This is a genomic window from Rhodococcus sp. C-2 (assembly GCF_027854095.1).
Taxonomy (GTDB): Bacteria; Actinomycetota; Actinomycetes; order Mycobacteriales; family Mycobacteriaceae; genus Rhodococcus_F; species Rhodococcus_F qingshengii.
On sequence record NZ_JAQGFI010000013.1, the window covers coordinates 96221 to 109952 of the forward strand.

The 13732-nt window shown below is 64.1% G+C and carries 13 protein-coding genes; 11 read left to right on the forward strand and 2 right to left on the reverse strand.

Features of this window, described 5'->3' with window-relative positions:
* Positions 1-19 precede the first annotated feature (19 nt).
* The 6 genes from typA (at position 20) to PCS43_RS25815 (ending at position 6416) form a co-directional block, all read left to right on the forward strand.
* Positions 20-1927 carry a translational GTPase TypA gene (typA, locus tag PCS43_RS25790; protein ID WP_007726276.1) on the forward strand — a complete coding sequence of 636 codons (1908 nt, stop codon included), beginning with the start codon at positions 20-22 and terminating at the stop codon, positions 1925-1927.
* A 151-nt stretch (positions 1928-2078) separates the two neighbouring features.
* On the forward strand, positions 2079-3863 hold the full coding sequence (locus tag PCS43_RS25795; protein WP_030536226.1) for an ABC transporter family substrate-binding protein: 1785 nt from the start codon (positions 2079-2081) through the stop codon (positions 3861-3863).
* The gene (gene mshB, locus PCS43_RS25800) at positions 3860-4744 is read left to right on the forward strand and encodes an N-acetyl-1-D-myo-inositol-2-amino-2-deoxy-alpha-D-glucopyranoside deacetylase (RefSeq protein WP_007726273.1); all 885 of its coding nucleotides are present in this window, start codon (positions 3860-3862) and stop codon (positions 4742-4744) included. Before PCS43_RS25795 ends, mshB begins: the two co-directional genes overlap by 4 nt.
* 107 nt (positions 4745-4851) lie before the next feature.
* The gene (locus PCS43_RS25805; RefSeq protein ID WP_003945210.1) at positions 4852-5010 is read left to right on the forward strand and encodes a hypothetical protein; all 159 of its coding nucleotides are present in this window, start codon (positions 4852-4854) and stop codon (positions 5008-5010) included.
* A 92-nt stretch (positions 5011-5102) separates the two neighbouring features.
* Positions 5103-5519: a hypothetical protein gene (locus PCS43_RS25810; RefSeq protein WP_030536224.1), complete on the forward strand. Its 417-nt coding sequence runs from the start codon at positions 5103-5105 to the stop codon at positions 5517-5519.
* A gap of 51 nt (positions 5520-5570) precedes the next feature.
* The gene (locus PCS43_RS25815) at positions 5571-6416 is read left to right on the forward strand and encodes a uroporphyrinogen-III synthase (RefSeq protein WP_030536223.1); all 846 of its coding nucleotides are present in this window, start codon (positions 5571-5573) and stop codon (positions 6414-6416) included.
* Here the strand turns inward: PCS43_RS25815 and PCS43_RS25820 are convergent.
* Together PCS43_RS25820 and PCS43_RS25825 are read right to left on the reverse strand one after the other, a co-directional pair.
* Entirely contained in the window at positions 6376-7947 is a 1572-nt protein-coding gene (locus PCS43_RS25820; protein WP_081377527.1) for a PH domain-containing protein, read from the reverse strand. The genes PCS43_RS25815 and PCS43_RS25820 overlap by 41 nt on opposite strands.
* Positions 7944-8447: a PH domain-containing protein gene (locus PCS43_RS25825; protein ID WP_042926352.1), complete on the reverse strand. Its 504-nt coding sequence runs from the start codon at positions 8445-8447 to the stop codon at positions 7944-7946. Before PCS43_RS25825 ends, PCS43_RS25820 begins: the two co-directional genes overlap by 4 nt.
* 82 nt (positions 8448-8529) lie before the next feature.
* Here PCS43_RS25825 and PCS43_RS25830 point away from each other — a divergent pair, with 82 nt between their 5' ends.
* The 5 genes from PCS43_RS25830 to dapC all read left to right on the forward strand — a co-directional run bounded on the left by PCS43_RS25830 (position 8530) and on the right by dapC (position 13732).
* On the forward strand, positions 8530-8718 hold the full coding sequence (locus PCS43_RS25830; RefSeq protein WP_003945217.1) for a hypothetical protein: 189 nt from the start codon (positions 8530-8532) through the stop codon (positions 8716-8718).
* A gap of 118 nt (positions 8719-8836) precedes the next feature.
* Complete coding sequence (locus tag PCS43_RS25835; protein WP_073512618.1) at positions 8837-11395, forward strand: bifunctional FO biosynthesis protein CofGH; 2559 nt, start codon at positions 8837-8839, stop codon at positions 11393-11395.
* Positions 11395-12153 (forward strand): hypothetical protein, encoded by a 759-nt coding sequence (locus tag PCS43_RS25840; RefSeq protein WP_003945247.1) that lies wholly within the window; start codon positions 11395-11397, stop codon positions 12151-12153. The genes PCS43_RS25835 and PCS43_RS25840 overlap by 1 nt, the downstream gene beginning before the upstream one ends.
* Before the next feature lie 146 nt (positions 12154-12299).
* Entirely contained in the window at positions 12300-12623 is a 324-nt protein-coding gene (fdxA, locus tag PCS43_RS25845) for a ferredoxin (protein WP_003945248.1), read from the forward strand.
* Positions 12624-12628: 5 nt separating this feature from the next.
* The gene (gene dapC, locus PCS43_RS25850) at positions 12629-13732 is read left to right on the forward strand and encodes a succinyldiaminopimelate transaminase (protein ID WP_073512617.1); all 1104 of its coding nucleotides are present in this window, start codon (positions 12629-12631) and stop codon (positions 13730-13732) included.

The following is a 13732-nucleotide window of genomic DNA, read 5'->3' on the forward strand; positions in this document are numbered from 1 at the left end:
CAGCCAGGAGAGCCATCGCGTGACCATCACCAGCTTCCGTAACGTTGCCATCGTCGCACACGTCGACCACGGCAAGACCACCCTCGTCGACGCCATGCTTCGTCAGTCCGGCGCGTTCGAGGAGCGCGCCGAGCTGGTCGATCGCGTTATGGACTCCGGCGACCTCGAACGCGAGAAGGGCATCACCATTCTCGCGAAGAACACCGCAGTACATAAGGTCAACGAAGACGGTTCCATCACCGTCATCAACGTCATCGACACCCCCGGCCACGCCGACTTCGGTGGCGAGGTCGAGCGCGGCCTGTCCATGGTCGACGGCGTCGTCCTGCTCGTCGATGCTTCCGAGGGACCCCTGCCGCAGACGCGTTTCGTGCTGCGCAAGGCACTCGCCGCTTCGCTGCCCGTCATCCTGGTCGTCAACAAGACGGACCGCCCCGACGCCCGCATCGAAGAGGTTGTCACCGAGGCTCAGGACCTGCTCCTCGACCTCGCATCGGACCTGTCCGACGAGGCCGCCGAAGCCGCTGAGCTCGCACTCGAACTTCCCGTCCTCTACGCGTCCGGTCGCGAAGGCAAGGCATCGACCGTGCAGCCCGAGAACGGCAAGGCTCCCGACGCCGAGGACCTCACCGCACTCTTCCAGGTGCTGATGGAGTACGTCCCCGCGCCGAAGGGCTCGGTCGACGCACCGCTGCAGGCTCACGTCACCAACCTCGACGCATCCGCATTCCTCGGTCGCCTCGCACTCGTTCGCATCCACAACGGCGAGCTGCGCAAGGGCCAGACCGTGTCCTGGTGCCGCGAGGTCGACGGCGAGCCCGTCGTCACGAAGACCAAGATCACCGAACTCCTCACGACCATCGGTGTCGAGCGCGTTCCCGGTGAGGTCGCCGTCGCCGGCGACATCTGCGCCGTCGCAGGATTCCCGGACATCATGATCGGCGACACCCTCGCCGATCTGGAGAACCCGGTCGCACTGCCCCGCATCACCGTCGACCAGCCGGCAATCTCGGTCACGATCGGCACCAACACGTCACCGCTCGTCGGTCGCGTCAAGGGTCACAAGCTGACTGCACGCATGGTCAAGTCCCGCCTGGACCAGGAGCTCGTCGGTAACGTCTCGCTCAAGGTCCTCGACATCGGTCGCCCCGATGCGTGGGAGGTCCAGGGTCGTGGAGAGCTCGCGCTCGCCATCCTCGTCGAGCAGATGCGTCGTGAAGGCTTCGAACTCACCGTCGGTAAGCCGCAGGTTGTCACGCAGCTCGTCGACGGCAAGGTTCACGAGCCTTTCGAAGAGCTGACCATCGACAGCCCCGAGGAGTACCTCGGCGCGATCACGCAGCTCCTGGCCAACCGCAAGGGCAAGATGGTCCAGATGTCGAACCACGGCGCAGGCTGGGTTCGCATGGAGTTCATCGTTCCTTCGCGTGGCCTCATCGGCTTCCGCACGGACTTCCTCACGGAAACCCGCGGAACCGGTATCGCCAACGCCGTGTTCGACGGATACGGCCCGTGGGCCGGTGAGATTCGTGCGCGCCACACCGGCTCGCTCGTCTCGGACCGCTCCGGCACGGTGACGCCGTTCGCCATGATCCAGTTGGCCGACCGCGGAACCTTCTTCGTCGAGCCCGGCGCAGACACCTACGAGGGACACGTCGTCGGTATCAACCCGCGTCAGGAAGACCTCGACATCAACGTCACCCGCGAGAAGAAGCTGACCAACATGCGTCAGTCGTCCGCAGACGTGATGGAGACCCTCGCAAAGCCGATCAAGCTCGAACTCGAAGCAGCGATGGAGTTCTGCTCCAGCGACGAGTGCGTCGAGGTCACCCCGGAGGACGTCCGCGTCCGCAAGGTGCACCTCAACGCAACCGAGCGCGCTCGCGAGCGTTCACGTAGTAAGGCACGCGACAAGGCTGCTCTGTAGTCTTTCGTCGGTTACAACCTGACAGGCGGATGTGCCTTTCAGCCGAGTTTTCGGCGGAAAGGTACATTCGCCTTCATGGTTTCCAGGCGAAAGATCTGCCAGGGAATCGAGTGCAAAGGGGCGACGCGGCCCCGTACGGAAGGAATTGTCTGTGGCCTCAGGACGTCGCTACCTGGCGTTGGCAGTGGCAGTGACGGCGTTGTCACTGACTGCATGTACAGCCGATCCGCCGCCTCCGGTCGAGAGCACCGAAACCGTCAAGCCCACACCGACTCCGGTCGTTCCGGCGATGAAGCAGGTCACTGTGGCAATCGACGAGGTGGGAGGCGGATTCAACCCGCACCTGCTCGCGGATCAGTCGCCGGTCAACTCCGCAGTCGGCAACCTCGTACTGCCCAGTGCGTTTCGCCCGATCAATTCGCCCACACAACCTGGCGCGACGGAGTGGGCGATCGACGATTCTTTCCTCGTTTCCGCTGAAGTGACGTCGGAGGCCCCGTTCACGATTCGCTACCAACTGCGCAACGAAGCCCAATGGTCGGACGGCGCTCCCATTGCGGCAGAAGACTTTCGCTACCTGTGGCAGCAGATGATCTCGGTTCCCGGTGTGGTCAATCCCGCGGGCTATCAGATGATCGACGACGTGAACTCGTCCGGCGGCGGCAAGACGGTCAACGTCGTGATGCGTGCGCCGTATCCGGCATGGCGAGAGTTGTTCACCGATATTCTTCCGTCCCACCTGATCAAGGACACTCCCGGCGGTTTCAGCACCGGCCTGAGTGAGGGGATTCCGGTGTCGGGAGCCCACTTTCACGTGCGCTCGGTCGACCGCGGCCGGGACGAAATCGTGCTCGAACGCAACGACCGATTCTGGGGCAAGCCTTCAGACCCGGATCAGATAGTTCTGCGACGCGGAGGAACGGCTGCACAGTTGGCGGATGCGCTGCGTACCGACGATGCCCAAGTGGCGCAGGTTCATTCGGGTAGTGCTACGGATATTCAGCTGTCTGCAATCCCGGGTGTCAGGACGGCATTCTCCTACGTTCCGCGCACTCTCGACATCAACGTGAACGGGCGAAGCAAGAACTTCGCAGATGTTCGGGTGCGTAAAGGTGTTCTGGGACTGCTCGATCCGGACCTGCTCGCCGTGGTGGCGGCAGGGAGTGAATCGGCGTCCGCCCCGGTGAAAGCTCAGATCCTCGCTCCGTCGGATCCGGGATATGCGCCCACCGCGCCGCCGAAACCGACCAGGGAGCAAGCACTGGGCGAGCTGACTGCAGCCGGCTACCTGACGGCACCGCCCACCGGAATCGTCACGGGCACTGGAACGGTCGGATCGATCGTCCGTGACGGCGCCCAGTTGACACTGCTGATCGGCGCTCCCGAAAACGACGACATCGCGATCGCCGTGGCAAACACCGCTGCCGACGAATTGCGTGACGTGGGAATCCTGGCGACCGTCGAATCGGTGGCGCCGGAGGAACTCTACGGCGAGGACCTGACGACAGGACGCGTCGACATGATCGTCGGTTGGAGCCGGGCAGGCGCCGACACGGCCACTTCGCTGGCCTCGCGGTTCAGTTGCCCGAGCGCACCTTCCACTCCGGCAACAAGTTCGGCAGTGCCCGCACCGACGCCGTCGCAGACACCGGAGCCCATCCGAACGACAAGCGTCGAGGCTCCGAGCAACCTGTCCGGGCTGTGTGATCCGGCGTTGCAAGGTCGGATCGACGAAGCGCTCAGTGGCATCGGGGATCTGGGGTCGTTGATCGCCGATGCGGAACCCAAGCTGTGGGATCTTGCGGCGGTTTTGCCGATCGTGCAGAGCCGAGCGCTGGTCGCGGTCGGGACCGGAGTCGAGGGCGTGGTCCTCGACGGGCCGGTGCAGGTGGGGATATTCGGAAACGCTACGGACTGGGTGAGGGTGGAAAAGTGACCGCGTCGGCGAAGCGACTTCTGTTGGTACACGCACATCCGGACGACGAAACGATCACCACCGGTGGCACCATCGCGCGATACGCGTCCGAAGGCGTCGAGGTCACAGTCCTCACCTGCACGTTGGGGGAGGAAGGCGAAGTGATCGGTGATGCGTGGGCCGGGCTCGTGGCTTCCGAGGCCGATCAACTCGGTGGCTACCGGATCGCGGAACTGAGCGCTGCTTTGTCGGCTTTGGGCAGTGCCGCTCCTCGCTTCCTCGCCGGTGCCGGTCGGTATCGCGACTCCGGAATGATCGGCACACCTTCGGCCGCCAATCCCCGTGCTTTTGTCAATGCTCGACTCGACGAAGCAGTCGGCGCGGTGGTCGCCGTCATTCGTGAGATTCGGCCGCACGTCGTGATCACGTACGACCCCAACGGCGGCTACGGGCACCCGGATCACATCCAGGCGCACGCGATCACGACAGCGGCCGTCGAAGCTGCAGGAACGACCGCGTATCCCGAGACCGGCGAGCCGTGGTCGACTCCGAAGTTCTACTGGACCGTGACCGAGCGCAGCGGACTCGAACGCGGCATCGCGGCGATTTCCGAGTTCCCGGAGAACTGGCGTCTGCCCGAGCCCGGGGAATTGCCGAGCGTCGAGGACACAGACGTGACGACGGCAATCGACGTTCGAGGCGTCATCGATGCGAAGGCGAGGGCATTGAGCGCCCACGCCACTCAGGTGACGGTAGCCCCGAGCCGAGCCGAGTTCGCATTGTCGAACAACGTGGTCCAACCGATCCTGACGGTCGAGCATTTCGTATTGGCCGCCGGCGCGCTCGGTCCGGTGGGTGAGGACGGCCGCGAGCGCGATCTGTTCGGCGGGCTGCACAGCTGACCTGGGCGTCGGCTCACAGGCATTGCGATCGACGCCGTAGTGGTGTGTGATGCGTGTCACCGGATGGGTGGTCCTTTCGGTAACAGCAAAGCCTGGGGGCTGAAGAAATGTACAACTGGGACCTGCAGAACCAGATCGTCGCCTTCGTCGATTCGTTGCGTCCGATGGCTGGTTATTACCACGACTTGTATTACGGGTCGCTCTACGCATTCGCAGATCAGCAGAGTCATTTGCTGACTCTGCTCGGGTTCCCACCGGTTCCCTGATCAGCTTCGTGCTTTTCGGGCGCGAGCCGGGGTGCTTGTCGGGAGGGACCCCGCGCTCGCGCGATGACGACCGATAGACCACTATCAAAACCATGACGACCGTCGAGAACAACACGGACGCCTCGACAGGAACGTCGCTGTCGTGGCTCGACCCTGTCATCCTCGGCGTCCTGATTTTCGACGGATTCTTGTGCGCGGTGTTGTCCGTCCTGTTCTTGCCGACTCATCTCGGTACGACGGCATTTCCCATCAGCATTCTCGTAGCCGCGACCGCGAACCTCGTATTGGTGATCGCCGCCCGCACGGTTACGACGCCGGGTAGGGCCGCATTGCCGCTCGCCGGTTGGATCGTCGGGTTCTTGGTGTGCATGGTGGGCGGCCCCGGCGGCGACGTACTCGTGCTTTCGTCCCCTCTGACCTTCCTGCTGCTGGTCGGTGCGATCGCTCCGGCCGCCGTTTTCCTCTTCAAGGTGGCGATCAACAGACTCGCCACCCTCAGCTCGCAATAGTTCTCGGCGCGCGCGTAGGAAACTGACCCGTGCATAAGGGACACTCAGCCTGTGGCTGAACATGATTTGGCGGGTGCGACTATCGCCTTGACCGCAGAACGGCGTGTCGAAGAATTTGCGACGCTCCTCGAACGTCGAGGCGCGGAGATCGTGCGGACACCGGTGATCCATGTGCTGCCGTTGGTGGACGATCGAGACCTGAGGACTCAGACGTCCGCTTTGATTGCCGATCCTCCGGAATTGGTCGTGATCAGTACCGGGATCGGCTTCAGGGGTTGGCTCGACGCCGTCGCTTCGTGGGGTTTGACCGACGAGTTCCTCGGGGCTCTCGCCCACACGCGCATCATCGCCCGCGGCCCGAAGGCGACGGGCGCCATCCGAGGCGCCGGACTGCGCGAGGAATGGTCGCCTTCGGGTGAGTCGTCCGAGGAAGTTCTGGCACATCTCGGAAGCGAGGGAGTGGCAGGCTTGCGCATCGCAGTCCAGTTGCACGGCACCATCACCGAATGGGAGCCGTTGACGGACCTGAGCGCCTCCCTCGCCGACATCGGCGCGGTTGTCACTCCGGTATCGGTCTATCGGTGGATCCGGCCGCCGGATCAGTCGCCGGTCCGCGCGTTGGTCGCTGCAGTTCGTTCCGGTGCGATCGACGCGCTGACCTTCACCAGTGCCCCCGCGGTCTCCTCGATGCTCAGCACGGCAAAAGAAATGGGCGAGTTGGAGCGGTTCGTCGCAGCGATGCGCGGACCGGTACCGACCTACTGCGTCGGACCGGTCACGGCCGCTCCGCTGGAACTCCTCGGTGTTCCGACCATCCAGCCCGAGCGATCGCGTCTCGGTTCGCTGGCGAGGCTCATCATCGACGACCTGCCCACACGTCGCCACCGCCCGGAGTGACGGCTTCGATCAATTCCCACGCGTTCTCGGCGGGGAGATCGATCACCTCGTAGCTTCCGGTGCCGGCGGGCGTCGCGGCGACGACGGTTGCCACTCCCGCGCGTCGTTGGAAGAACGTCTCGCGCACCGTCCATCCAATGACACCTTCGGATTCGAGACTGTGACGCTGGCGATCGAGCGAGCCGTTTCGGGTGATCAACCATCCGGGTAGTACTGCGTGGCCGAGGCCCTTGTATCGGTCGTAGGCGAGGGCGGTGCCACCGATGGCGAGTACGGCGACCCCGAACCACGCGTAGATCGGTACATCGAGTCCAGAAGCCGCGCACGCCACACAGACCAGGAACGCCACCGCGGCGAGGAACAGTGCTCGGGTGTACCGGCGACGCCGCGCGGCCGGGCCGTGCGGGATCAGCGGGGCGGACGCCTGGCGTGAGTCACCGATCACGGTGGCCATCACTCGCTCGGCTTCCCTGCGCGGTCCCTGCGGGAGCAGTAGCGAAGATTCCTTCTTCTCGGCGCTGACCCCGGTCATGATGGCGTCGAGCCGCGCGCCGCGGGCCAATCGCAGCAGGAGCGGTTCCTTGAGCGTCGTGCCGCGGAGGCGGGCGCGGTCGAGTGTGGTTTGCCGAGTCTTCAACAGGCCGTGACTGACATGCAGGATGCGGCCGTTGTCGGTGAGTTTCATGTTGCCGAACGCGATCAGGTACTGGACGCAGGCGAGTGCACTCGACAGCACCAGCAGCACGACGAGTGCGATGACGACCATCAGTGCGATGCCGAGGCTCTCGAGTGAGTCGAAGCTGTCGCTCACTGCCGAGGATTTCGCGACGGCAGTGCCGATGCCGTATTGGAACGAGATGCCGATGATGGCTGCGATGATGGCGATTCCGGTGAACGAAAAGGGGGCGTAGCGAACCCAACTCGGTTCCCAGTGACCGATTTCGGTGTCGACCGGTTCGGTGATGCTTTCGACCGGCGTGCCCGGGGTTTCCAGTCGCCGTGCTTGCTGGGCGCCGGCCAACAGTGCGGCGCGTAGGTCCGGAACCAGGGCGGTCGACAGGGCGTTGAGCTCGAACTTGTTCGAATCGTGGCCGCTCCCGGCGCGCTGGCCGGTACCGATGCGCACGATCGACAGTCCGAGCAACCGGTGCATGACCCCGGCCTCGACGTCGACGGATCGGATGCGGCTACGCGGGACGGAGAGCAGCTTTTTCTGGAAGACCCCGGTGCGCAGTTGAACGTGGACGGGTCCGATTCGGTACGTGGTGGTGAAATACCGCAACAAACCGAAGATGACGAGCAGAGTGACGACGCCGAGTCCCCACCAGTGGTTTCCGGATTGGCTGCCGAGAACTACGGAGACGAGTAGGACCGGGAGCAGTTTGACGACTTCGTTGACGGGGTGGACCAGAAGCATGCGTCGGTCGAGGCGGAGCCAGGGCTGTTCCTCTTCCGCGGCCTCGGCAGCTGCCGTTTCCGCCTCTACCGGGATCTCGATCGCGGTCGGGTCGCCCAACTGTTTCTCGTTCACGTCGCGTCTCCCACGTTGGTACCCGCGATCTCCGTCAGTTGAGCCACCGTGCGGTCGGCGACTTCCTGGTCGAGTGCGGAGATCTTCACGGCCCCGGCCGACGACGCTGTCGTGACCGTGACGGTTGCCAGACCCAACATGCGGTCGATCGGTCCGCGCTCGGTGTCCACGGTCTGCACGCGCGAGATCGGTGCGATGCGTCGCTCCTGGGTGAACCAGCCGGTGCGGGTGTATACCGCGGTGTCACTGATCTCCCATCGGTGGACCCGATACCGCCACGCCGGGACCATCAGAATGTAGGTGGCAGCGAAGAGTACGGTGACTGCGAATACGGTGCCGACCACCCAGGACGGGATTCCGGGCACCAAGACGGCACAGACGATTTCGGCGACGATGACGGGTACCCAGAACAGTGAGGCAGTGATTGCCCACAGCCTCGGGGCTTTGGTGCTGGGTCGCCATAACGGGTCGGCCATGGTCAGCGGTTGCGGCGCAGTCATGGGCACTACTTTGGTCGAGTGAGGGGCGATCTGTCGACATCGGCCCTATCGTGGAGTGTGGCGACCGCGAAGGGAGCACGTGATGACCGAACAAGATGCGACATTCGACCCGGAGGCTCCGGAATCAGATGCGCTCGAACAATCGACACCCGTAGATCCGAACGCCCCTGAAGAACCCGATCTGACCGACATTCCGCTCGACGCGCCAGTGGCTGACGTCGTGGATCAACGAGTCGAGGTTGCGGTCGACGACGACTACCGGCCGTCGTGATCGAGGCGGTGTCGGGGCGGTGAGGCCTCCTACTTCTGGCACCGGGTGGCACTAGTCGTCCCACATGGCGCATGATCGCTAGGTGAACCGAACTGGTGATGACTCCGGCAAACCCACCATGCTTCCGATGCCAGGTATTTCCGCGTCCGCCTCGTCCAGTCCGTCGCCCGGCCCGTCAGCGTCGGCGATGCGGCGAGTTCTCCGTCGTGCACGCGACGGAGCGACCCTGAACGTCGACGAGGCGGCAACGCTGCTGCAGGCACGGGGAACCGATCTGACCGATCTGTGTTCTTCGGCGGCCAAGGTTCGCGATGCCGGTCTGCTGGCAGCGGGTCGGCCGAACACCGTGACGTATTCGCGGAAAGTTTTCATTCCGCTGACCCGTCTGTGCCAGGACAAGTGCCACTACTGCACATTCGTCACGGTGCCAGGGAAGCTGCGTGCCGCTGGGCACGGCATGTTCCTGGAACCGGACGAGGTTTTGGACATTGCCAGGGCAGGCGCCGAATTGGGCTGCAAGGAAGCGTTGTTCACGCTGGGGGATCGCCCCGAGGCTCGCTGGCCGGAAGCCAAGCAATGGCTGGACGAACGCGGCTACGACTCCACCCTCGACTACGTGCGAGCGATGTCGATCCGGGTACTCGAGGAGACAGGCCTGCTCCCACACCTCAATCCCGGTGTGATGAGCTGGCAGGAACTCTCGCGGCTCAAGCCCGTTGCGCCGTCGATGGGCATGATGCTCGAGACGACCGCTACCCGGCTGTTCACCGACAAGGGTGAGTGCCACTACGGCAGCCCGGACAAGGACCCGGCGGTTCGGCTACGCACCCTGACCGACGCAGGCCGACTGAACATCCCCTTCACCACGGGAATTCTTGTGGGCATCGGGGAGAACTTCCTCGAACGTGCCGAGTCGATCATGGCGATACGCAAGTCGCAGAAGGCGTTCGGCCACATCCAGGAAGTGATCATTCAGAATTTCCTGGCCAAGCCCGATACCGCGATGCGCAATACGCCTGATGCTGGACTCGACGAGTTTCTCGCGGCCATCGCCGTCGCACGCCTGCTGCTCGGGCCGACGATGCGGATTCAGAGTCCGCCGAATCTCGTCTCGAACAGCGAGTGCCTCGCGCTGCTCGGCGCAGGCGTCGACGACTGGGGCGGGGTATCACCGTTGACCCCCGATCACGTCAACCCCGAGCGTCCGTGGCCGAACCTCGAGACCTTGGCCGAGATCAGCGCCGAGGGCGGCTTCATCCTGACCGAACGCACCGCAGCTCAGCCGGCGTATGTTTTGGCGGGGGCTCCGTGGATCGATCCGCGCATCGCAGGCCACGTTCAGGCGCTCGCGGACCCCAAGACCGGCCTCGCCTTGCCAGACACCAAGCCGGTGGGTCGGCCGTGGCAGGAACCGGACGAGTCGTGGGAATCGAGCGGACGCGTCGATCTCAATATCGAGATCGACACGGACGGGCGCAACACCGAGACCCGCAGTGACCTGGGCAGTGCGTTCGGCGACTGGGAGACCGTGCGCGAACAGGTCCTCGAGCTCAGTGCTCCGATTCGCGTCGACACCGATCTGCTGGCTGCGCTCCGCAGTGCCGAACGCGACCCGGCCGGATGTTCCGACGACGAGTACCTGGCCCTTGCCACGGCGGAGGGCCCGGGCCTGGAAGCCGTTGTGGCACTGGCGGATGCGCTGCGCAAGGATGCCGTCGGCGAGGACGTCACCTACGTGGTGAACCGGAACATCAACTTCACCAACATCTGCTACACGGGCTGCCGATTCTGTGCGTTCGCGCAGCGCAAGGGTGACGCCGACGCGTTCACGCTGTCGGCAGAGCAGGTCGCCGACCGTGCGTGGGAAGCGCACGTCGCCGGCGCAACCGAGGTGTGCATGCAGGGCGGTATCGATCCGGAACTTCCCGTCACCGGTTACGCCGACCTGGTCCGGGCCGTCAAGAAGCGCGTGCCGTCGATGCACGTCCACGCGTTCTCTCCGATGGAGATCGTGAACGGTGCATCGCGCAGTGGTGAGAGCATCAGGGATTGGCTGACGGCCCTTCGTGAGGCGGGCCTGGACACCATTCCCGGTACGGCAGCGGAGATCCTCGACGACGAGGTGCGCTGGATCCTCACCAAGGGCAAACTGCCGACGGCGGAATGGATCGAAGTGGTCACCACGGCGCACGAGGTGGGGCTGCGGTCGAGTTCGACGATGATGTACGGGCATGTCGATCAGCCGCACCATTGGGTCGGGCACCTGAACGTTCTTCGCGGAATCCAGGACCGTACAGGCGGATTCACGGAGTTCGTGCTGCTGCCGTTCGTTCACCAGAGCGCGCCCCTGTACCTGGCGGGCGCTTCACGGCCAGGGCCGACCAATCGGGACAACCGCGCTGCGCACGCGCTGGCACGCATCATGCTGCACGGCCGCATACCCAACATCCAGACCAGCTGGGTCAAACTTGGTATCACCGGAACGCAGATGATGCTCAACGGCGGCGCCAACGACCTCGGCGGAACGCTGATGGAGGAGACGATCTCGCGGATGGCCGGCTCCGAACACGGTTCCGAGAAGACCGTCGCAGAACTGCGCGCCATCGCCGAGGGAATCGGACGTCCGGCACGCGAACGAACCACCACACATGCACGACGCGAAGGAGCGATTGCCTGATGGCTGACGTACTGGGGGACCGCAAGGTCGTCGAGGTTCTCGATCGAGCGGTGTGGGGGATCAACCCGGTTCTCGACCTCGCCTACAGCGATCCGCTCGGTATCAAGCGTCGGACGTTCGAGCCGACCGATCCCGAGCGAAACGCTGCTGCGATGGTGTTGGACGCGGCCGCTTGGGTCCTCGACGTCGTCAAGTTCCCCGGGACGGCGGCGTGGTCGGTGATGACCGACGAGCAGCGCTCGAAGTGGTGGACGACCCGGTTGGGTGCACTCAACACCGTTGCCGTGGCGTTCCCCGGCATCTTCGGCGTCCTCCTCAATCGGTTGCCGATCCAGGACCTGCTGGCCTTCGCGAATCAGGCCGTTGTGCTCGTTGCGGTTGCCCGTGAACACGGAGTGACCGAACGGGATCAGCAGGTGGACCTCCTGGCGTCGGTGCTGTGCCGGCGTGAGACGAAGTCTCGAGAGCTTCTGACCGGAGAGGACTTCGCCGAGAAATCAGCCGGCGGCGCCGACGAGACCTGGCGCCCGTTCGCGCTCATCGGAACGTTGTGGCGCACGTCCAAGACTTTTCGTGCCATCACGGACGAGTTGCACAAGCGGCCGTCTCGGACAAAACCGTACGAGATCATCGGCAAGATTCCGGTGGTCGGCGTCGTGGCGGATTACCTCGGTGAGCGGGGCGCTCTAGTACGCGCGGCCGCTCTGGGGGAGAAGTGGATCGCGATTCGGTCGAGGAACATCACCGCAGTAGGCTGAAATGTGTTACCCCCGCCTGCTCGGAGTCGGTCGGCAGGGGGATAATAGGCTGTTCCCGCGGTACGTGAGAGTCGTATCGGATTTTCGGCCCCTTGCAACTGCGTGTTGCGGCGGCGATGCACGACAGGAAGGCAGGGAGATCGGCAGTGACCTACACGATTGCTGAACCGTGTGTAGATGTGATGGACAAGGCGTGCATCGAAGAATGCCCTGTCGACTGCATCTACGAGGGTGGACGCATGCTTTACATCCACCCCGACGAGTGTGTCGACTGCGGCGCGTGTGAGCCTGTCTGTCCCGTCGAAGCCATCTTCTACGAAGATGACGTCCCGGACCAGTGGAACGCATACATCAGCACCAACGTCGATTTCTTCGACGATCTCGGCTCACCGGGTGGAGCGGCCAAGCTCGGCAAGGTCGACTACGACACGCCGTTCATCAAGGCGCTGCCTCCCATGGGTGAGGAATAGCGATCTTGTCTCGTACTTCGGTGGCCGCTGGGCTTCCTGATTTTCCGTGGGATTCGCTTGCCGACGTCACGGCGAAGGCGCACTCTCATCCCGACGGCATCGTGAACCTGTCCGTGGGGACGCCGGTGGATCCGGTGGACCCGGTGATTCAGAAGGCTCTGGCCTCTGTTGCCGAGGTGCCCGGATACCCGACGACTCATGGCACGCTCGCGCTTCGCGAGGCCGTGGCGGAGTCACTGGATCGCCGCTACAACATTCCCGACGTCGATCCGGCAGCGGTGCTGCCGGCCATCGGTACCAAGGAAATGATCGCGTGGCTGCCGAAATTGCTCGGTCTCGGAGCCGGCGATCTGGTGGTCATTCCGGAGTTGGCGTACCCGACGTACGAGGTCGCAGCGAAACTGGCAGGTGCTCGTGTCCTGCGCGCCGACGGCTTGAACAAGCTCGGTCCCGAGTCGGCGGCGATGATCTTCGTGAACTCGCCCTCGAATCCCACCGGCAAGGTGCTCGGCCTCGAGCACTTGCAGAAGGTCGTGGCCTGGGCGCGCGAGCGCGGCGCCATCGTCGTCTCCGACGAGTGCTACCTCGGATTGACGTGGGAAGCCGATGCGCTCTCCATTCTCGATCCTCGTGTCAACGACGGTGATCTGACCGGTTTGCTTGCGGTCCACTCACTTTCGAAGACGTCCAATCTCGCGAGCTATCGCGCCGGGTTCGTCACCGGTGATCCGGCTCTGGTGTCGGAACTGCTCGAGGTGCGCAAGCATGCGGGCATGATCCTGCCGCTACCGATCCAGGCGGCGATGACCGCAGCCTTGGGCGACGACCAACACGAGAACATCCAGCGCGAGCGGTACCGCGAGCGTCGTAGTGTGTTGATCGAAGCTGTTCGAGGCGCCGGATTCACCGTCGACAATTCCGAGGCAGGTCTGTACCTCTGGGCGACGCGCGGCGAGGAATGTCGAGCGACGGTCAGTTGGTTCGCCGATCGTGGGATCCTCGTTGCCCCCGGTGAGTTCTACGGACCGAGCGGGAGCAAGCACGTGCGGATCGCGCTCACTGCAACAGACGAACGAATCGCCGCGGCAGCAAAGCGCCTCTCCGCCTGA